18 protein-coding genes and 1 pseudogene are annotated in these 19,661 nt (G+C 67.5%); 13 read left to right on the top strand and 6 right to left on the bottom strand.

Features of this window, described 5'->3' with window-relative positions:
* Window positions 1-70: 70 nt before the first annotated feature.
* Window positions 71-676 carry a hypothetical protein gene (locus tag F1D61_RS28650; protein WP_203155403.1) on the top strand — a complete coding sequence of 202 codons (606 nt, stop codon included), beginning with the start codon at window positions 71-73 and terminating at the stop codon, window positions 674-676.
* Window positions 677-683: 7 nt separating this feature from the next.
* Here the strand turns inward: F1D61_RS28650 and mutY are convergent, their stop codons facing one another.
* Complete coding sequence (gene mutY / locus F1D61_RS28655; RefSeq protein WP_203155404.1) at window positions 684-1,916, bottom strand: A/G-specific adenine glycosylase; 1,233 nt, start codon at window positions 1,914-1,916, stop codon at window positions 684-686.
* Between the two features lie 170 nt (window positions 1,917-2,086).
* Between mutY and F1D61_RS28660 the strand changes: the two genes are divergently transcribed.
* The 10 genes from F1D61_RS28660 (at window position 2,087) to F1D61_RS28705 (ending at window position 12,328) form a co-directional block, all read left to right on the top strand.
* The gene (locus tag F1D61_RS28660) at window positions 2,087-2,575 is read left to right on the top strand and encodes a DUF721 domain-containing protein (protein ID WP_203155405.1); all 489 of its coding nucleotides are present in this window, start codon (window positions 2,087-2,089) and stop codon (window positions 2,573-2,575) included.
* A gap of 310 nt (window positions 2,576-2,885) precedes the next feature.
* A complete protein-coding gene (locus F1D61_RS28665) occupies window positions 2,886-3,530 on the top strand; it encodes a DsbA family protein (protein ID WP_203159327.1) in 645 nt (214 codons plus the stop codon).
* Between the two features lie 407 nt (window positions 3,531-3,937).
* Window positions 3,938-7,456 (top strand): chromosome segregation protein SMC, encoded by a 3,519-nt coding sequence (gene smc / locus F1D61_RS28670; RefSeq protein ID WP_432443183.1) that lies wholly within the window; start codon window positions 3,938-3,940, stop codon window positions 7,454-7,456.
* An 88-nt stretch (window positions 7,457-7,544) separates the two neighbouring features.
* The gene (locus F1D61_RS28675; protein ID WP_203155406.1) at window positions 7,545-7,922 is read left to right on the top strand and encodes an AtpZ/AtpI family protein; all 378 of its coding nucleotides are present in this window, start codon (window positions 7,545-7,547) and stop codon (window positions 7,920-7,922) included.
* 91 nt (window positions 7,923-8,013) lie between these two features.
* Window positions 8,014-8,769 (top strand): F0F1 ATP synthase subunit A, encoded by a 756-nt coding sequence (locus tag F1D61_RS28680; protein ID WP_109959015.1) that lies wholly within the window; start codon window positions 8,014-8,016, stop codon window positions 8,767-8,769.
* Between the two features lie 125 nt (window positions 8,770-8,894).
* On the top strand, window positions 8,895-9,122 hold the full coding sequence (locus F1D61_RS28685; protein ID WP_048436618.1) for a F0F1 ATP synthase subunit C: 228 nt from the start codon (window positions 8,895-8,897) through the stop codon (window positions 9,120-9,122).
* 278 nt (window positions 9,123-9,400) lie between these two features.
* Window positions 9,401-9,967, top strand: a complete 567-nt coding sequence (locus F1D61_RS28690) for a F0F1 ATP synthase subunit B' (protein WP_203155407.1) — start codon at window positions 9,401-9,403, stop codon at window positions 9,965-9,967.
* Window positions 9,968-9,989: 22 nt separating this feature from the next.
* Window positions 9,990-10,475 (top strand): ATP F0F1 synthase subunit B, encoded by a 486-nt coding sequence (locus tag F1D61_RS28695; protein WP_203159328.1) that lies wholly within the window; start codon window positions 9,990-9,992, stop codon window positions 10,473-10,475.
* Between the two features lie 253 nt (window positions 10,476-10,728).
* Window positions 10,729-10,986 (top strand): DUF6894 family protein, encoded by a 258-nt coding sequence (locus tag F1D61_RS28700; RefSeq protein WP_203155408.1) that lies wholly within the window; start codon window positions 10,729-10,731, stop codon window positions 10,984-10,986.
* 289 nt (window positions 10,987-11,275) lie between these two features.
* On the top strand, window positions 11,276-12,328 hold the full coding sequence (locus F1D61_RS28705; protein ID WP_203155409.1) for an IS110 family transposase: 1,053 nt from the start codon (window positions 11,276-11,278) through the stop codon (window positions 12,326-12,328).
* A 647-nt stretch (window positions 12,329-12,975) separates the two neighbouring features.
* Here F1D61_RS28705 and istB read toward each other — a convergent pair.
* From istB to F1D61_RS28725, 4 genes and pseudogenes are all read right to left on the bottom strand, one after another.
* Window positions 12,976-13,707: an IS21-like element helper ATPase IstB gene (gene istB, locus F1D61_RS28710; protein WP_203158950.1), complete on the bottom strand. Its 732-nt coding sequence runs from the start codon at window positions 13,705-13,707 to the stop codon at window positions 12,976-12,978.
* 5 nt (window positions 13,708-13,712) lie between these two features.
* A pseudogene (gene istA / locus F1D61_RS28715) lies at window positions 13,713-15,206 on the bottom strand (IS21 family transposase); the annotation flags it as partial.
* A gap of 110 nt (window positions 15,207-15,316) precedes the next feature.
* Window positions 15,317-15,772 (bottom strand): hypothetical protein, encoded by a 456-nt coding sequence (locus F1D61_RS28720; protein ID WP_203155410.1) that lies wholly within the window; start codon window positions 15,770-15,772, stop codon window positions 15,317-15,319.
* A 522-nt stretch (window positions 15,773-16,294) separates the two neighbouring features.
* Window positions 16,295-16,915: a hypothetical protein gene (locus F1D61_RS28725; protein WP_203155411.1), complete on the bottom strand. Its 621-nt coding sequence runs from the start codon at window positions 16,913-16,915 to the stop codon at window positions 16,295-16,297.
* A 212-nt stretch (window positions 16,916-17,127) separates the two neighbouring features.
* Here F1D61_RS28725 and F1D61_RS28730 point away from each other — a divergent pair, with 212 nt between their 5' ends.
* Both F1D61_RS28730 and F1D61_RS28735 read left to right on the top strand, forming a co-directional pair.
* Window positions 17,128-18,435, top strand: coding sequence for an SMODS domain-containing nucleotidyltransferase (locus F1D61_RS28730; protein ID WP_203155412.1), 1,308 nt, complete (start codon window positions 17,128-17,130; stop codon window positions 18,433-18,435).
* 1 nt (window position 18,436) lies between these two features.
* Window positions 18,437-19,009 (top strand): SLATT domain-containing protein, encoded by a 573-nt coding sequence (locus tag F1D61_RS28735; protein ID WP_203155413.1) that lies wholly within the window; start codon window positions 18,437-18,439, stop codon window positions 19,007-19,009.
* 203 nt (window positions 19,010-19,212) lie between these two features.
* On the opposite strand, the gene F1D61_RS28740 is transcribed toward F1D61_RS28735, so the two are convergent.
* On the bottom strand, window positions 19,213-19,602 hold the full coding sequence (locus F1D61_RS28740) for a hypothetical protein (protein ID WP_203155414.1): 390 nt from the start codon (window positions 19,600-19,602) through the stop codon (window positions 19,213-19,215).
* Between the last annotated feature and the right edge of the window lie 59 nt (window positions 19,603-19,661).

Raw genomic sequence — 19,661 nt, forward strand, 5'->3', positions numbered from 1 at the left:
CCCTGCGTCAGACACGTCACGCTCATCCGCGACCGCGCAGAGCGGCGCGAGGAGCGGGAGGGGTCCGGCAATGGGTCGATGGTCGTGGGTGCTTGCCGTGCTGGCGAGCCTGTGCGTGGCGGCATGCAACACCGTCGCCCCCAACCGGCTCTCGGTGGCCGATACGGCGCAGTTGCGCTTCGTCGGCGTCGAGGTTCGGACCGGTGGCGCCGCCGTCAACTGGACCGACGCCGAGGATGCCTACCTCAAGAGCCGGAACCTGTCGCTGACCGACCCGACCCTGCTGCGGACGCCGGAGGCCGCGGCCTATATCCGGGGCATGGCGGGACAGCGCCTCAAGGCGGCGGTCGAGCGGGCGCTGGCCTCCCGGCCCGAGGGCGCGCGTCCGGCCCGCGTCGTGGTCACCCTGATCGCGGCCGACATCCCGTCCGCGGTGCGCCGCGTCATCGCCGGCGGCTCGCCGACGATCCGCGCCAATATCGAGATCGTCGATGCCCGCACCGGCGCGGTCCTCACCACCTATTCGGGTGACCAGGGCAGCCAGGCCGCGGGCCAGGGCGTGCTCGGCGTGGTCCTCGACGGGGCCCTGACGGCAGGCGGCTTCGACGACCTGTTCGACCGCGCCGCCAACGATTTCGCCCGGCGCTTCAAGGCCTGGCTCGCCGCCGGCGCCTGATCGCGCCTCAGCTCCCCTTCGGCCGCCCCCGCGTCTTGACCACCGGCGCCGCGGAAGCCGGCCGTCGCGACAACACCTTCGGCAGCGGCGCCCGCCGCACCGGCGGCTCGGGCTCGGGCAGCGTCGCGAGGTCGGGCTCGGGCGGGGGCTTGGGCACGGGCGGGGGTGCGGCCAGCTTCTGCTCCAGGGCGTGCGCCAGCACCTTCTTCATCGCGCCCGGCAGCGGCTCGGCCTCCAGCCCGGCGCGGGGGGTGAAGCGCATGCCCTCCGGGGCCGGCGTACCGGCGGCGACCCGGGCGAGGAAGACCGTCAGCTCGAGCGGGAAATGCGTGAAGACGTGGCGGACGCTTCCCGGCAGCCGCTTCCAGCGCGCATCGAGGGGCGCATCGAGGAGGGACTGGGCCGGATCGTAATCGGCCCGCCACTCGCTCGTCGGCGGCTCGGCCATCGACCCGAGCAGGCCGTCCGGCGGCCGGGTGCGCAACAGCACCGCCTCGTCGCCCGCCCGCAACACCACGAAGGCGGCGCCGCGGCGCAGGGCGCCGGCCACCTTCTTCACCTTGCGCGGAAACGTCTCCTGCAACCCCTCGGCCCGGGCGCGGCAGGGCTGCATCCAGGGGCAGAGCGCGCAGGCCGGGCGCTTGGGCGTGCAGAGCGTGGCGCCGAGATCCATCACGGCCTGCGCGAAGTCACCCGGGCGCTCGTGCGGCACCAGGCTTTCCGCGAGGCGGCGGATCTCGGGGCGGGCGGCGGGAATCGGGGTCTCGATCGCGTAGAGCCGCGACACCACCCGCTCGACATTGCCGTCCACCGCCGCCGCCGGCCGGTCGAAGGCGATCGCCGCGATGGCGCCGGCCGTATAGGCGCCGATGCCGGGCAGCTTGCGCAGGCCGTCCACCGTGTCGGGAAAGCGGCCTGCCTCCGCCACCGCCTTCGCGCAGGCATGCAGGTTGCGGGCGCGGGAATAGTAGCCGAGGCCCGCCCAGGCGCCCATCACCGCCTCCTCGGGGGCCGCCGCCAGGGCATCGACGGTCGGGAAGCGCTCCAGGAAGCGGGCGAAATACGGTTTGACCGCAGCGACCGTGGTCTGCTGCAGCATGATCTCGGACAGCCAGACCCGGTACGGATCGGGCGCGACGCCGGGCAGCGCGCGCCAGGGCAGCACGCGGCGATGGCGGTCGTACCAGACCAGGAGGTCGGCGGCATCCGGCCTTGAGTGCGACGCGGCGGGCGCTACCATGCGGCCCGCCTTAGCGGGTTTTCGGCGAATGCGGGAGCGGGATTTCGGGACCCTCCTCGCCGGAATCCGCCCTGGCGGCCGGGGGAACGAGGGTTAAGTGTTCCCTTACACGAAGGCTCTAAGGCTCGGGACTTCACGCCGGACACGGCGACCACCAGGACGGACGGGCGATGGCACGGCCCAAACCCTTGAGCGAGCTGATCGAGCGGTCCCTCGGCCCCGTCTTCGCGGCGCAGGGCTTCGCCTCGACCGACATCCTGGCCTCCTGGGCCGAGATCGTCGGCGAGCGCCTGGCCCGGGCCTGCCAGCCGGAGAAGCTCGAATGGTCGCGCCGGCGCGGGGCGTCGCGCGACCAGCGGCCGGAGCCCGGCACCCTGACGGTGCGGGTCGAGGGCGCCTTCGCCCTCGAGCTCCAGCATCTCGGGCCGCTGGTGATCGAGCGCATCAACCGTCATTACGGCTGGGCCTGCGTCGGCAAGATCCGCATGCGCCAGGACCGGGTCGCCCAGGCCCAGCGCCGGAAGGCCGCCCCTCCGCCCCTCGACCCGGTGCGCCGCGGCGAGGTGGCGCTCGCCGTCTCCACCGTGAGCGAGGCGGCGCTCCGGGATGCCCTCGACCGCCTCGGCCTCGCGGTGCTGGGGTCGCAGCGCTCGCGCTGACGCGCATCGTCGTCGGGCCCGCAGGGCCCGAGGCTAGCCCGACCGGGCGCCGGCGCCCGCGCGCCGGACGCCGGCGCGGCACGCGGCGGCACCTTCAGAATCCGCGGGCGTGCAGCCTGCGGCAAGCCCGACCGGGCGCCGGCGTCCATACGCCGGACGCCGACGCGGCACGCGGCGGCACAAAGGAAGTTGATGCGGCGGCGGCTTGCCACGAGGCGGCCGGGATTCTACCGCAGACCGATCGCGGACCCTCCCGCAACCGCCGGCGACGGCGGCTGCCACGAGGACGCTTGCCATGAGGACGCCTGCCATGCTCACCCGTCGCGAGGCCCTGACACTCACCGGCTCGGCCCTCGGCGCGGCCCTGCTCGCGCCGGCCCTGCCGTTCCGCGCCCTCGCCCAAGGCCCGGTGGTGGACGGCCTGATGCAGCCCGGCCCCCTCGGCGACGTCTGGCTCGGGCCGGATAACGCCCGCTGCACCATCATCGAGTACGCCTCGATGACCTGCTCGCACTGCGCCGCCTTCCACAAGACGACCTGGCCGGCGCTCAAGGAGCGCTGGATCGATACCGGCAAGGTGCGCTTCACCCTGCGCGAATTCCCCCTCGACCCGCTCGCCACCGCGGCCTTCATGCTGGCCCGGGCCGACAACGCGGCGCGCTACTACCCGATCACCGACATGCTGTTCGACCAGCAGCAGAACTGGGCCTTCGTGCCCAAACCCCTCGACGCCCTGGAGCAGATGATGCGCCAGGCCGGCTTCTCGAAGGAGAAGTTCGAGGCGACCCTGAAGGACCAGACGCTCTACGACGCGGTCAACGCCGTGAAGGAGAAGGGGATGACGGCCTTCAAGGTCAACGCCACCCCGACCTTCTTCATCAACGGCCAGAAGTACCAGGGCGAGATGACGATCGAGGGCATGGAGAAGGTAATCAAGCCGATCGTGGGGGCGTGAGGAAGGAGCGATCCTCCCTCGGACGTAACGAGGCACTCAAGCATTTCTGAGTAATACCAACGGTCGTTGGAAACGACCTTTGGTTCCGTTCTCGAATTTTCGTCAAGCCTCTGGCTTGGCGTAGAAAATTCGAGATGGGTCGATGGCCCGATGCGTCAGCATCTTGGGTCATTGGTATAAAGCACGGGTCTCTCCCCTCCCCGCGGGCGGGGAGAGGGCCAAGCCCTCGTTCAGAGGGCGCGGCAAGCCCAAAGGGCGAGGGTGAGGGGGTGTCTCCGGATGAGGCTCCCCCGGCACCTCCCCCTCACCTTCGGCTGCCGCCTCGCTGCGTTCCCTGCACGGGAACACAGCCCTCTCCCCGCCCGCGGCGAGAGGCAACTCACACGACCCGCGCACCGCGTCCCCTCATGAAATTCACGCGCCTGCGCATCGTCGGCTTCAAGACCTTCGTCGAGCCGAGCGAGTTCCTGATCGAGCCCGGCCTGACCGGGGTGATCGGCCCGAACGGCTGCGGCAAGTCGAACCTCGTCGAGGCCCTGCGCTGGGTGATGGGGGAGAGCTCGCACAAGAGCATGCGGGCGTCCGGCATGGACGACGTAATCTTCTCCGGCTCGGGCGGACGCGCGGGGCGCTGCCACGCCGAGGTGACGCTGACCCTCGACAACGGCGCCCGCACCGCGCCCGCCGCCTTCAACGCCGCCGACCTGCTGGAGGTCTCGCGCCGCATCGACCGGGGTGCCGGCTCGACCTACCGGGTCAATAACCGCGAGGTCCGGGCCCGCGACGTGCAGCTGATGTTCGCCGACGCGGCGACCGGCGCCCGCTCCCCCGCCATGGTGCGCCAGGGCCAGGTCGCGGAGCTGATCGCGGCCAAGCCCCAGGCGCGCCGCCGCATCCTGGAGGATGCGGCCGGCATCGGCGGCCTGCATGCGCGCCGGCACGAGGCCGAGCTGCGCCTGCGCGCGGCCGAGGACAACCTGTCGCGGGTCGAAGACGTGCTGACGGCGATCACCGCCGGCGTCGAGTCCCTGCGCCGCCAGGCGCGATCGGCCCAGCGCTACCGGGCCATCGCCGCCGAGATCCGCCGGCACGAGGCGCTGCTGCTGCTGATCGGGCACACCAACGCCCGCCGCGAGGCCGTGGCGGCGGAAAACGCGCTAGCCCGGGCCCTCGACCGCCTGGCGGTAGCGCAAGCCGAACAAGTGGACTCCGCCACCGCGCAAGGCATCGCCGCCGCCGCCCTGCCGCGCCTGCGCGAGGCGGAGGCCGCCGCCTCGGCCGAGCTGCAGCGCTTGACGCTGGCGGCGGCGCAGCTGGAGGCGCAGGAGCGCCGCAGCGCCGAGCGCCTGCGCGACCTCGGGCGGCGGATCGTCGATCTGCGCCGCGATCTCGCCCGCGAGGCCGCCTCGCGGGACGACGCGCGCACCACCCTCGAGCGCCTGGACGGCGAGGCGGCGGCCCTCGCCGAGGCCGACGATGGCGCGGCGGCGCGCGAGGCCGCCGATGAACGGGCCGCGCAAGCCGAAGCCCGTCTCGCCCAGGCCGAGGCGGTGCTCGACGCCGCGCAAGGCGCCCAGGCCGAGCACGCGGCCCGGCGCAGCGCCCTGATCCGCAGCGCCGCCGACGAGCGCGCCCGGGCCGCGCGCCTCGCCGCCGAGCAGGCCCGCCTCGCCCGCGAGGCCGCAGCGATGGGCGAGGCCGAGACCGAAGGTCTCGCGGCCCTGCGCGAGGCTGCCAACGAGGCGAAGGAGACGGCCGAGAGCGCCGAGGAAGCAGCCGCCGCCGCCCGCGACGCGGTGGCAGAGGCCCGCGAGGCCGAGGCGCGGGGCCGGCCGGTCCTGGCGGCGGCGGAGCGCGAGGCGGCGCGGCTCGACACCGAGGCCCGCACGCTGGCCCGCCTCGTGGCCCCGGTGGCGGAGGCCCGTTTCCCGCCGATCCTCGACACGCTGACCGTGGAGCCGGGCTACGAGGCGGCCCTGGCGGCGGCTTTGGGCGACGACCTCGACGCCGCGACCGACCCGGACGCCCCGACCCACTGGACGCTCACCCGCGATCCCGGCACCGACCCGGCCCTGCCGGCCGGCGCCCGGCCGCTCGCCGACTTGGTCTCCGGCCCGCCGGCTCTCGCCCGCCGCCTGCGCCAGGTCGGATTGGTCGAGCGGGAGGACGCGGCGGCCTTGCGCGCGCGCCTGCATCCGGGCCAGCGCCTCGTCACCAAGCACGGCGACCTCGCCCGCTGGGACGGCTTCACCGCCGCCGCGGAAGCGCCGCGGCCGGCAGCGCGGCGGCTGTCGGAGCGCAACCGGCTCGAGGCGCTGAACGAGGCGGCGGACGAGGCCCGGGAACGGGCGGAGACGGCGCGCGACACCTACGACGCCCTCCAGGCCCGGGTTCAGGGCGCGGTCGCGGCGGAGGCCCGCGCGACTGATGGCGCCCGCCTCGCCCGCCGCACCCTCGACGGCGCCCGCGAGACTCTGGGCCACGCCGAGCGCCGGGAGGCCGAAGCCGCCGCCCGCCGGACCGCGCTCGCGGAAGCCGAGGCCCGCCTCGCCCTGGACGCCGAGGACGCCGCGGCCCGGGTCGAGGCCGCCGAGGAGGCGCTGGCCGCCCTCGACGAGCCGGCCGACCTCGCCGCCCGTCTCGACGAGGCGCGCCTGACGGCCGAGGCGCAGCGGCTCGCCGCGGCCGAGGCCCGGGCGGCCCGCCTGTCCCTCGCCCGCGCCGCCGAGGAGGCGGCGGCCCGCAGCAGCGCGCTCGCCGCCGACCGGGCGCGCTGGCAGGAGCGGGCCGAGCGGGCGGAGGCGATCCTCGACGAACTCGGCGACCGCCTCGCGGCGGCCGAGGACGAGCAGGCCGAGCTGGCGGAGGCGCCCGATACCTTCGCCGAGGAACGCCGCCGGCTCGATGCCGCGACGAACCGTGCGGAGGCCGCCCGGGCGCAGGCGGGCGAGCGCCTGGGCGCCGGGGAAAGGACCCTGGCCGAGGCCGAGACGCGGGCGCGGGCCGCCCTCGACGCCTTCGCGGCCGCCCGCGAGACGCGGGGCGCGGCGGCGGCCGCCCACGAGGCCCTGGAACGGCGTCTCGCCGAGGTAGTCCGCGCCATCGCCGACGGATTGGAGACGACGCCCGACGGCCTGTTCGGACTGGCCGGCGCGACGCCCGGCGATCCCCTGCCGGACATCGCCGCCGTCGAGGCGAAGGCCGCTTCGCTCAGGGCCGACCGCGACCGGCTCGGCGCCGTGAACCTGCGGGCCGAGGAGGAATTGCGCGAGACGGAAGGGCGCCGCGACGAGCTGGGAGCCGAGCGCGACGAGCTGATCGAGGCGATCCGGCGCCTGCGCGGCGCGATCCAGAGCCTCAACCGCGAGGGCCGCGAACGGCTGCTCGCCGCCTTCACGGCGGTGAACGGCCATTTCGAGCGGCTGTTCACCACCCTGTTCGGCGGCGGCACCGCCGAGCTGACCCTGGTCGATTCCGACGATCCCCTGGAGGCGGGCCTCGACATCCTGGCCCGGCCGCCGGGCAAGAAGCCCCAGACCATGACGCTGCTCTCAGGCGGCGAGCAGGCCCTGACGGCGACCGCGCTGATCTTCGCGGTGTTCCTCACCAACCCGTCGCCGGTCTGCGTCCTCGACGAGGTCGACGCGCCGCTCGACGACGCCAACGTGGAGCGCTACTGCGACCTCCTGGCGGCGATGGCGCGCGACACCGACACCCGCTTCATCGTCATCACCCACAACCCGATCACCATGGCGCGGATGGACCGCCTGTTCGGCGTGACCATGGCCGAGCGGGGGTGTCGCAGCTCGTCTCGGTCGATCTCGCGACCGCCGAGCAACTGGTCGAAGCGGTTTGACGGCGGCCCCGCGCGGGACGCGAAATCCGCCGAAAGTCCAATGACTTACACTTGCTTCGGGGTGCCTTGACACCCAAGGTGGGCGAAACTATGGTGCGCCCGCTCGACGGGGGTAGCCGGACCGGATCTCCTTCATTCTTCACGCGCGAGGTTTCGCCATGAACGGCAACGACCCGCGGGGGAAGGATGGCACCGGTGAGGGCTCCTCCCCCGACGACGACCTCTCCGCGAGGCTCAAGCGTCTCGAGATGCAGATCGACCGGAAGCGCCCCGCGGCGTCTCCCGATCCTTCGTCGCGTCAAGGGAGCGGCGGGCCTTCGTCCCTCGGCATCGCCATGCGGCTGTCCACGGAATTCGTGGCGGGCGTCCTGGCGGGCGGCCTTCTCGGCTGGGGCTGCGATCGACTCCTCGGCACCAAGCCCTGGGGCCTGATCGTCCTGCTCGTCCTGGGCTTCGGAGCCGGAATCTACAACGTGATGCGCGTTTCCGGATTTTTTCCGGCCGCGGACACGAAGAAAGGCCCGCCAGGGCCTTGATCATCCGGTGGATGCCGTGCATCCGCCTGCACGGATTGGCAGCGCGGCGGGAACGACCCGCGGCAGCGATACACGAGGGGGCGGGACCGGCATGGCCGTCAAGATGGATCCGATCCACCAGTTCGAGCTGAAGCCGCTGGTTTCGTTCGGGCATATCGGCCACCAGAACATCGCCTTCACCCAGTCGGCGCTGTACATGTTCCTGGCCGTGGGGCTCATCGCGCTCCTGACGATCTGGGCGACCAAGAGCCGGGCGGTGGTGCCGGGCCGGGCGCAGTCCCTGGCCGAGGTGTTCTACGAGTTCATCGGCCAGACCGTGCACCAGTCGGCCGGCCACGGCAGCGAGCGTTTCGTGCCGCTGGTCTTCTCCCTGTTCATGTTCATCCTGCTGTTGAACCTGTTCGGGATGATCCCCTACGCCTTCGCGGTGACCAGCCACATCATCGTCACCTTCATGCTGGCGCTGGTCGTGATCCTCACCGTGGTGATCTACGGCTTCATGGCTCACGGCACCCACTTCCTCGGCCTGTTCGTGCCCCCCGGCGTGCCCGGCTGGCTCAAGCCGCTGATCGTGGTGATCGAGGTCGTGTCGTTCATCTCGCGTCCGATCAGCCTCTCGGTCCGTCTCTTCGCCAACATGCTGGCGGGCCACATCGCGCTGAAGATCTTCGCGGGCTTCGTCCCGGCCCTGCTCGCCGCCGGCGTCTGGGGCATCCTCTCGCCCCTGCCCCTCGCCCTCTCGGTCGCCGTCACGGCGCTGGAGATGCTGGTCGCGGTGCTGCAGGCCTACGTCTTCGCGACGCTGACCTCGATCTACCTCAGCGACGCCCTGCATCCGGGCCACTGAGGGACCGGGGCCTCGGATCGAGGCCCCTCCCCCGCCCGCGATCGCACCAAAGAGCTTCCCACCCCGGTTCGCCGTGTCGCGGCCGGATACCCCGCCAGACGACTAGACGACCTTAGGAGCATCAGATGGATCCCGTTGCTGCGAAGTACATCGGCGCCGGCCTCGCCTGCCTCGGCATGGCGGGCGCCGCCATGGGCCTCGGCAACCTGTTCGGCCAGTTCTTCGCCGGCGCCCTGCGCAACCCCTCCGCGGCCGACAGCCAGCGCGCCAACCTGCTCCTCGGCTTCGCGCTGACCGAGGCGCTCGGCATCTTCTCGCTGCTCGTCGCGCTGCTGCTGCTGTTCGCCGTCTAATCCCGGCGAGGATTACCGAGAAGAGGTGGTCCACCCGCGCACCGGGCCTTCACCCAAGGCTCCGGTGCGCGTGCGTTAAGTGCACCTCACAAAACTCCCGCTGCGCTGACGCCGCCATGAAGCGCGACGAGGGCGAACGGGAGTTTCGTGAGGGACACTAAGGTCCCCTGTCACCACTTCGTGCAGCCGCCGCCCTGCGTAAGGCGTGGCGGCGCGACGGCCGGCCCGGCCGAGCGCTCGGCGGGAGCGCTTCGTCTCCCCCACACCCGGACGACACCATGGCGCAGCCACACGCACCCGCCCCCCTCAAGGAGGGGCTGATTCACGAGCCGGCCTCCGAGCATGGCGGCGGCTTCCCGCCGTTCGAGAGCAGCACCTTCGTCGCGCAGACCCTCTGGCTCGCGCTCGCCTTCGGCCTGCTCTACTACCTGATGTCGAAGATCGCGCTGCCGCAGATCGCCGGCATCCTGCACGACCGGCAGGCCCGCCTCTCCGGCGACCTCGACCAGGCCGCCCGCGCCAAGGCCGAGGCCGACGGCGCCCGCGACACCTACGAGCGTGCGCTCAAGGACGCCCAGGACAAGGCCAAGGGTATCGCCCAGACCACCCGCGAGCAGCTCGCCTCCGAGGCCGAGACCCGCCGCAAGTCCCTCGAGGCCGACCTGGCGACCAAGCTGGCCGAGGCCGAGACCCAGATCCGCACCCGCACCGCGACCGCGATGGGCAGCGTGCGCGAGGTGGCGGCCGACGCCGCGACCGCGATCGTCGAGCGCCTGACCGGCCAGGCGCCGGACCGGAGCGCCGTCGAGGCGGCCTACGACCGCACCGCCCAGACCGTGCACTGAGCCGCAGGAGATCACCGACATGCTGTTCGATGCGGAATTCTGGGTCGCGGTCGCCTTCGTGGTGTTCTGCGGCATCGCCTGGAAGATGGGTCTGTTCGACCAGATCATCGGCGGGCTCGACAAGCGCGGCGAGCGCGTGCGCAAGGAGCTCGAGGAGGCCCGGCGCCTGCGCGAGGAGGCCGAGGTCGTCCTGGCGGATTACAAGCGCCGCCGCTCCGACGCCGAGCGCGAGGCCGCCGAGATCGTCGCCAACGCCCGCGCCGAGGCCGAGGCCGCCGCGGCCGAGGGCCATGCCCGCCTGAACGAGTTCGTCGCCCGCCGCACCAAGGCGGCGGAGACCAAGATCGCCCAGGCCGAGGCCCAGGCCGCCGCCGACGTGCGGGCCGCCGCCGCGGAAGCCGCCGTGCGGGTCTCCGAGACCATCCTGCGCGAGAAGGTCAGCGGCGAGGCCGCGCAAGACCTGGTTCGCCGCAGCCTCGGCGAGGTCAGGACCCGCCTGCGGGCCTGATCCCTCGCAGGATCCAACGCCGACGTCAGAGAGCCGCCTTCGGGCGGCTTTCTTTTTTGGGTCAAGACGAAAGCCCGACTGTTTCGTGACGCAAAGTCTGCGATTTCGTTCAGGAGAATTCTTTCAAGATATGACATCGGCGGGCGGGCCGGCATCCCTGAAGAGGTATAGAGGATACCGGTTTGACGGAGAGAGGATCGCCGTCCCCGGCTTTCTGTGTCATAGATTCGGGCGAATCATCGTCGAGCCCGTGATGACCGTCTACTACTTCCACTTCCAGTCCGGCCACCGCCTGATCATGGACCCCGACGGCGTCGAGCTGCAGAGCACGGCCGACGCGCTGGAAGTGGCGGCCAAGCTGGCGGCCGGCCTGCTCGACGACCGCGAGATGTCCTGCGATTGGGCGCGCAGCGCCTTCCGGGTCGAGGACCAGCACCAGCGCCGCGTCTTCCGCCTGCCGTTGACGACCGTGCGGGACCGGGACAACCGGAGTCGGGCGTTCGTGAATTAGGGGGTGATCGCGAAGCGGAATCACGCTCGTTCCGTCGTCGGAATCGATCGCCCGTCCTGCCTGTGAAGACCGAGGGATTTCGGCTCCCCGACGATCCTTCCACCCGCCACGTCATTTCGGGGCCGCGCCAGCGGAGCCCGGAATCCAGAACCGCAGGTGGTCCAGGAAGAGGCGGAACAGCCTCCGCATGATCCTGAACTACCTGCGGTTCTGATGGTGTGGACGGCCCCCCGATCGGCATCAGTGTGCCAGAATGAGGTCGTTGGGATCTCATCCGAGGAGGCCGTCCATGACCGAGGTTACCCGCATTGGGCTGGATACGTCCAAGGGAAGTTTTCAGCTGCACGGCGTCGATGCGTCCGAGGCTGTGGTCCTGAAGCAGAAGCTGACCCGGACCAAGATGCAGGAGTTCTTCGAGAAGCAGCCGGCCTGCCTGGTGGTGCTGGAGGCCTGTGCGGCGTCGCACGACTGGGCCCGCACGCTGGGGGCGATGGGCCACACGGTCCGGCTGATCGCTCCGCAATTGGTCAAGCCCTACGTGCTGCGCTCCAAGAACGACGCCCGGGATGCGGCAGCCCTGTGCGAGGCAGCCAGCCGGCCGCAGATGCGTTACGTGCCGGTCAAGACGCCCGAGCAGCAGGCCGCGCAGATGCTGGCGGGCCTGCGCGAGCAGCGGCTGAAGCGGCGCACCCAGATCAGCAACAGCCTGCGCGGCTACGCGGCCGAGTTCGGGCTCACGGTCCCGCAGGGTCTGGCCCATCTCGCGGACCTGGCGGAGCGCTTCGCGAAGGAGCCGGCAGTGCCGGACCTGGCCCGCACGCTGTTTGCGGATCTATGGGAGGAGTACCAGGATGCTGACGAGCGGGTGCAAGAGGCTGACCGCCAGCTCAAGCTCTGGCAGCGGGAGAACACGACCTACCAGCGGCTGAGCGAGGTGCCGGGGCTGGGTCCGGTCGCCTCGGCGTTGCTGGTGATGAAGACGCCCGATCCCGCGGCGTTCGACAGCGGCCGGGACTTCGCGGCGTGGCTGGGCCTGACGCCCAAGGACCACTCGACGGCGGGCCGCCAGCGGCTAGGCGGGATCACGCGAGCGGGTGACGAGCAGTTGCGCAGCGTGCTGGTGGCTGGCGCGATGGCGGTGTTGCGTCACCACAAGCCGGGCAGCGGCGGGCTGAAAGGCTGGCTGACGGGGCTTCTGGCACGCAAGCCGATGAAGGTGGTGGCGGTGGCGCTGGCCAACAAGCTGGCGCGGATTGCCTGGCGTCTTCTGGTGAGCGGGGGCTCGTACGACCCGGCCTGGGCCGGCGCTGCTGTGGGCGGGGCTGCGCCGGCCCAGGCCTGATCGGGGGTAGGATCTGATCGGGAGCAGGGCTTGGCAGTATAGCAGGGCCTGGCAGTATTGTCGGCGAGGCGAGGTCAGCGCGGATTGAAGGAGTTTGGGAGCCGGTGAGGCGCCCGTGAGCTTGCAAGCAGAAGATGAGTGGTCGGCTACGCTGTCTGTGACGCGCGAAAAATCCGTGGAATCCAGGGGCCGTTCGAGGCCGTGTTTCTGATGGGAGAGCGTGTCGCGAACCACCATTTTGGCCGCGGCCCCAGGGCCGCACCAAGGCCGGACATATGGATGCAACGCGAAAGCTTGGCCGGAATTTTCCGCTTGCGAGAAGGGGCCGTCCACATATGGATTCCGGGCTCCGCTGGCGCGGCCCCGGAATGACGACGAGGGTGTCACGTCCGCCCGCCCGATCAACCTGGACAGGATCGCCAGCAATCGGCGCCTCAGAGCCGGCAGCGGATCTGGTCGGTCCAGAAGCGCCCGCATGTCGGGTGTACCCAATATGTCAAACGGCATCGGAACGGGACCCCTGATCGGCGTCCAATCGGGCCCCCTTGTTGAGCATGCGCGACGCCCCTGCTCAGCCCGGCGAAGCGGGTCGGGGTGGCGCAGCCGGGCTGAGCAGGGGGCCAGGATGAGCCGCGCACAGGCCGCCCTCACGCCCGGTTCTTGAAGCGCCAGCTCTCGTTGCCGGTCTCGACGATCTCGCAGTGGTGGGTCAGCCGATCGAGCAGTGCCGTCGTCATCTTGGCGTCGCCGGCAAACACGCTCGGCCACTCCCCGAACGCCAGGTTGGTCGTCACCACGATCGAGGTGGTCTCGTAGAGCCGGCTGATCAGGTGGAACAGCAGCTGACCGCCCGACTGCGCGAACGGCAGGTAGCCGAGTTCGTCCAGCACCACCAGGTCGGGCCGGGCGAGGTGGTCGGCGATGCGGCCCTGCCGGCCGGCTCGCGCCTCGGCCTCGAGCCGGTTGACGAGGTCGACCACGTTGTAGAACCGGGCCCGCGCCCCGTCCCGGATGCACGACCGGGCGACCGCGATGGCCAGGTGCGTCTTGCCCGTGCCGGTGCCGCCCACCAGCACGACGTTGCGCTGGTGGGCCAGGAACTCGCCGCCGCAGAGGTCGCGCACCAGACCTTCGTTGATCGGCGTCCCGGCAAAGGCGAACTCGGCGAGGTCCTTGGCCAGGGGCAGCTTGGCAATCGTCATCTGGTAGCGGATCGAGCGCGCCTGCTTCTCGCTGATCTCGGCCTGCAACAGGTCGCCGACGATCTGCTGCGGTTCGTGGCTGCGCTTGAGGGCGACCTTGATGATCTCGTCGTAGGCCGCCTTCATCCCGAACAGCTTCAGCTCGCCCATGGTGGCGAGGATCTGCTGACGTTCCATCATGGGGCTCTCCTCAGGCTGTCGTAGCGGGCACAGTCGGCGACCGGCTCGTGGCGCAGCCGCAGGCTCTCGGGCGTCAGCAGCGAGACGGGCGCGGGCGGCTCCCGCTGGCGGGCCAGGATGTTGAGCACCACGTCGGCCGAGTGCACGCCCTCGCGCAGTGCCTCGGCGCTGGCCGCTTCGACCGCGGAGAGGCCGTCGCCGAGCACGGCGGTGAGGATCTCGACCATCTGGCGGTCGCCGTCGGCGCTGCCGGCGAGCTTGCGGCGGATCCGTTCGAGGGCGGCGGGCAGGACCCAGTCCTTGAACGGTGCGCCGTTGCGCAGCGCGCCGGGCTTGCGGGCGAGCACGGGGACGTAGTGCCAGGGGTCGAACACCGTCTGGCCGCGTCCGAAGGCCCGCGGGTGCTCGGCGACGACGCGTCCGTCCTGGCGGATCTCGATGCGCTCGGCATAGGCGCGCACCTCGACCGGGCGACCGATGGCCGAGGCCATGACCGAGTACTTGTTGTTGTCGAAGCGCACCAGGCAGGTCGAGGACACGGCCGCCGGGACGGCGTGGAAGCCGTCGAAGCGTCCGGCGTAGGGGACCAGGGCTCCCCGTTCGGCTTCGAAGGCCTGCCAGATCGTCAGTTCGCGCTGCTCGGGATGCGGGTGGGCCTTGGCGTAGGCGACGACCCCGTCGAGCAGCAGGGCGTTGAGCTCGTCGTAGCTTCTCACCCGGACGCGCGGGGTGAACAGGCGCTCGCGCACCAGCCCGACCTGGTTCTCGACCTGCCCCTTCTCCCAGCCTGACGCGGGCGTGCAGGCCACGGGCTCGACGAGGTAGTGCGAGCACATCTGCAGGAAGCGGCGGTTGTAGGCGCGCTCGCGCCCGACGAAGATCGTCTCGACCGCGGTCTTCATGTTGTCGTAGATGCCCCGCTGGCAGGTGCCGCGGAAGAAGGCGAACGCCCGGTCGTGGGCGTCGAAGACCATCTCCTGGCTCTCGCGCGGATAGGCCCGCACGAACAGCATGCGCGAGTGGCAGAGCCGGACGTGGGCGACCTTGACCGTCGTGGTGACGCCGGCGATCAGCACGATCTCGTGGCTCCAGTCGAACTGGTAGGCCTCACCCGGGGCGAAGGCGAGTGGCACGAAGGCGGGAGCCGTCACGCTGGCCTGCTGGCGCTTCCACGTCTTGGCGTAGCGGCGGACGGCATCATAGCCGCCCTCGTAGCCGAGCCCCCGCAGCGCCTCGAAGATACGGGTCAGCGTCAGCCGCTCCCGCGCCGGCTTCCCCGTATTGGCCGCCAGCATCCGGTCGAGCTCGTCGCGCCAGGGCCCGAGCTTGGGTGCAGGCTGGACGCTGCGGGTGTAGCGGAAGGCAGTTGCCTCCGAGCGGATCACCTTCCTGACGACCTTGCGGGAGAGCTTCAGCTCCCGGCAGATCTGCTTGATCGGCTTATGCTGCACGAAGTACGCGCGGCGGATCTTCGCGACCGTCTCCACGACCAACATCCTCCGCGAGCCTCCCGTTCCGAATGCGGGAGGCAGTCTGGATGAAGTATCCTGGGGGTCCCGTTTGGACGCCGATCACCCCGGAAACGGGGTCCTTATTCCACGCCTAATCACAGGCGGTACTTCAGCTCCTTCAGCTGCACATCGTAGTGGCCTTCCAGTGCCCGGCTGGCCTGGAAACCCATGATGGCCTGGCCGTTCTGGTCATAGAGCACCCGGCCCGAGGCGTCCGGCGGCGTGTGGTCCGGCATTTCCTCGCGGAATGGCCGCGCAGGCGGCAACGACTCCGGCGGAGCGATACGTATAACGGGCGGTTCAGTCGGACCGGGCTTTGCCTTCTTGGATGGCCTCCCGCCCCGGAGGCCATCCATGGTCCCCGTCTTATCGGTAAAGGTAGCCCATTCGTCCCGCAGCAGGGAGAGGAGGATCTTGGGCTTGCCAGCCTGATCCTTGACAACGCATTTCGTCAGCCGACCGGCGATGATGGCATTTTGAACCGCGGTATGGCTTCGACCAATCTCCCTTGCAGCTTGCAAAACTGAAACTGGCTTTTCGGAATGTTTCACGGGGGCTTTTGCAATGGTCTTTTTGGCTCCCAGACTATCCTAGGGCCCTTTTAAACTGCCTTTCAAATTGCAAGTTTGTAAGTTGCAATTTTAGAATTACAAACCCCTAAAATGGCTGTCGCTGGCGATGTTTCGCGCCGCGCGGCACCCGCATAGGATTTCGCCCCAGAAGGACCCAAACGCCCCCTGTTTGACTTTCATATCTAGGCTCACCATCTATCACCCACCACCGTAAAAATAAGCCACAGAGGCGCACAATGGCTCATGTCTATTATGGTATTGACCGCCAACGTAAAGAGATCGTCCGCGTAACCCATGAAGGGGACTATCTAAGCACAGGCACCCAAGGCACTGACTATCGGGCAGTGCTATTCGATAAGAGCCGCGGTGTTAAAAGTGAGATTATGATTAAGTTCAACCTTATTGAACTTATCGACTCTCCCCTGCGATTCGAGCAATTGGCGTCTTTTAAGCAGGAGTTGGAGGCTTTGAGGCAGAAGCTTTCTACAATGTAAGCGGGCCTTACCTCTTAGTGGCTAACGCCTTGGCCAGCTCCTGGCCAAACCGCCAATCATAGGTACGGGCCACGGTGGCCTCAACAATTTGATGGAAGGGCCATAGCCCTTTCACCTTGATACTATCCCGCAGCACATACTGCAGCGAAAGCCCCGTCTTACCTGGCCCGGTGCGACGGAACACAGCCTGGCGACCGGCGAGCTTACCCTTCTTCACGTTCATCAGAAAATAGGCCTGCCGCTTGCGGCGAAGCAGTGCACCCGGCCACTTGGAGCGGGGTGTGAGCATGGACAGAGGCGAGCGCACGTCTACAGGCAGGCCCAGCTTCTTGCCGGTCGCAGCCCGCTTAAGCCCTCCCTCGGCCTGGCGGGCCATGAAGCCATCCCTGGTGGCGACGACGGCAGCGATGGGCCATGTGCTCTTCCGGGCTGGCTCATGAACGATCCCACGGCTCACCCAGCCACTACGGATGGTGAAGTAGCCACGCAGGCCGCTGCGCAGCTCGGCCTTGGCGTCCTGAGAAACACGGGTAAGCGTCACGGCAGTGGCAAAGGGGATCTGCCGACGAGCCGCCGCATCGAGGTCAGCGGCAACCTTCGTGGCATTGTTGGTGATCGTGACCTTCACCCTGTGAAGGGTAAGGCAGCAGCGGGATTCTCGCAAGATTTACAATGATCTATGCCGTCGTGAGCAATGACGGAAGATGGTAGGCGGGCACTTTATCAACAGGATTCGTATATTTACGACCCTGGTCTCGGTGGCATCTCACGCGGCCAATCACCACCTTATCTAACTCATCCGCCCATCCCCTTCCGGTCTCCAGTGCGGCTAGGCTGACAATGAGCATTGCTGACGCCTTCAAGACCTTTCTAGGCAATATAAAAGTCAATAACGCAGAGACAATCTCACTGCGCTATGGAGAAATAACTGCAGCTCTCAATAAAAGATATAGAGATACGGAGTCTAAGTTCGCCAATAGCCTTCAGGTTGGCTCTTATGGCCGGTGGACGGCTATAAAAGGCATTTCCGACTTGGACATGATATATATCATGCCAGCTCGCCTATGGGAAGACTACAAGACAAGCGGGCAGTACACACTGTTGAAACATACGGCTGATGCTATCAGCGCCCGTTACCCCGCTACCACAGTGAAGGTCGATCGATTAGTTGTTCGAGTCCTCTACAAAGATTTCCACATCGAAGTCCAACCTGCTTTCGAGCGCGATGATGGATCTTTTTACTATCCGGATAGCTACGCTGGTGGCAGCTGGAAGGTGACGAAGCCGCGCGAAGAAATTGAAGCGATGGCTGAGTTTGATACGCAGAAGAATAAAAATCTAAGGCGATTGTGTCGCATGGCTCGTGCTTGGAAGAACAAGCACGGCCTGGCCATGGGCGGACTACTAATCGACACTTTAGCTTATAATTTTTTCAAGCAAACCGAGAGCTATGACAGTAAGAGCTACCTATTTTACGACTGGATGAGCCGTGACTTTTTCAAATTCCTAGCTGACCAGCCTAAGCAGGAGTTCTATGCGGCCCTTGGTAGCGGCCAGCGCGTGCGTGTAAAAAAGGATTTTAGGAAAAAGGCTCAGCGCGCCTATGAGCTTTGCGTTTCGGCTATTGAGGCAGAGAAAGAGGAGTATCGCAACGACCGCTGGCGACGTGTGTATGGTCGTAATTTCCCACCCCGCCCTGCGGCGCAGCTTGTAGAGGCCATGGTCAAAACAGACGGTTACGCCGCCCGCAATACCGAGCAGTTCGTGGAGGATCGCTTCCCTGTGGACATTCGGTACGACATCGAGCTGGACTGCGAAGTTACCCAGAATGGGTTCCGACCTTCATTCCTAAGGTCTCTACTCGCTTCAAGAAGCCCTCTGCTAGCCAGCAAAAACCTCAAGTTCTTCGTGAAAAGCACCGACGTTCCTGCGCCTTTTGATCTTTACTGGAAGGTGCTGAACAGGGGGCCAATCGCCGTGAAACGCAATATCATTCGCGGTCAGATTGTGGAGGATGACGGACACCTTGAACGCAAGGAAACGACCGATTTCAAAGGCGACCATATTGTCGAGTGCTACGCGGTCAAGGATGGTGTAGTCGTCGCAACGGACCGTGTTCGCGTTCCCATTAGCACCACGAGGGAATAAAGTGGATAAAGCTGGTCTGCTCAGATCCATAGCCACGACGGGCTACAACGTCGGCTTTGGTGCAAAAAAGCACTTTGCCACCTTTGACATCGTTGAAAAGGTGCCAGGTTGGATAGGATTCATATCCAGCGCCGTTGGTATCTTCGCTTTGGTGTGGGAACCGCTGTCTGCAAAGCTGCCTTCAGCGTGCTTGGCCGTTCTCGGACTCTGCACAATCTACATCAATCCGTATAAGGCCAAGAAATATGACGAAGCTGGGAGAAAACTGACTCAAATATATAATCAGCTCCGCGATCTTTATCATTCTGTGCAAGCTGGAAATGATGTTCAAGACAGCCATAAGGAGCTGAAACGATTAGAAACAGAATTTTATGCCGTCTCTATCAGCAAACAGATCCTGTTCAGCGATTGGTACGCGCACTATAAATTCTTTGCTCAACAGGAGCGGGACTGGATCAATGAGCAACGGTCATTCACGTGGAAGGACACGCTGCCCCTGTCTTTCAGGATTGCTGTTCCGCTCTTTGTGGTCGCCTGCCTTGGCCTGATAGCTTTCCCATTGCTGCACGGCTAACAAAAATCCCCCGCGAGGGGGATTCAACAGTCAACAATGGAATCCTGATACAAGTTACCGTACCCCTGAGACTTTCTTTTGTTTGCATTATCGGTCTACCCCATGCTTCGCCATAGTGGGACAGCTGTCAAATAAAAACCCGGCCGGAGCCGGGTGGGACAATCCTGACGGACTTAGAGCTTGTTGGCTTCGTCTTCTTCAGCTTAAGCCTCAGCCAGCAGTTTCTGCTGATCGGGACCGGAGGCGTTCGCAGCCACAGCGCGCTTCTGGCGGGCGTTTTCGAGATGCCGCTGGCGCTTGGTTTCCTTGTCGTCAGGAACGGGCTCACCGGGCACGGGAGCAGTGCCGGCGACGGTGGGGGCGTCATGGGAAAGGGCGGTGACTGCTTGCTCGCGTTCGGCCTCAGTGGTGGCGGTTTCCTGGCCTTCCGTGGTGGTGACACGGTTGGACGGCTTCACATCACGAATAGCCTGCGTCGCGCGGGCCTGGCTTTCGTTGGAACGAGAGGCGTCCGCAGCAGCCGAACGGTTTTCCAGTTGGTTTTCCATTGTCGTTTCTTCCTTATCTTGTGAGTTGAACCAGCAGTTCGGCATGATGTTCCCGCTCTTGCTGGGAATATGCAAGGATCATGTTTATGACTGCCTGGCGTGTA

Source organism: Methylobacterium aquaticum (assembly GCF_016804325.1).
GTDB classification, from domain to species: Bacteria; Pseudomonadota; Alphaproteobacteria; order Rhizobiales; family Beijerinckiaceae; genus Methylobacterium; species Methylobacterium aquaticum_C.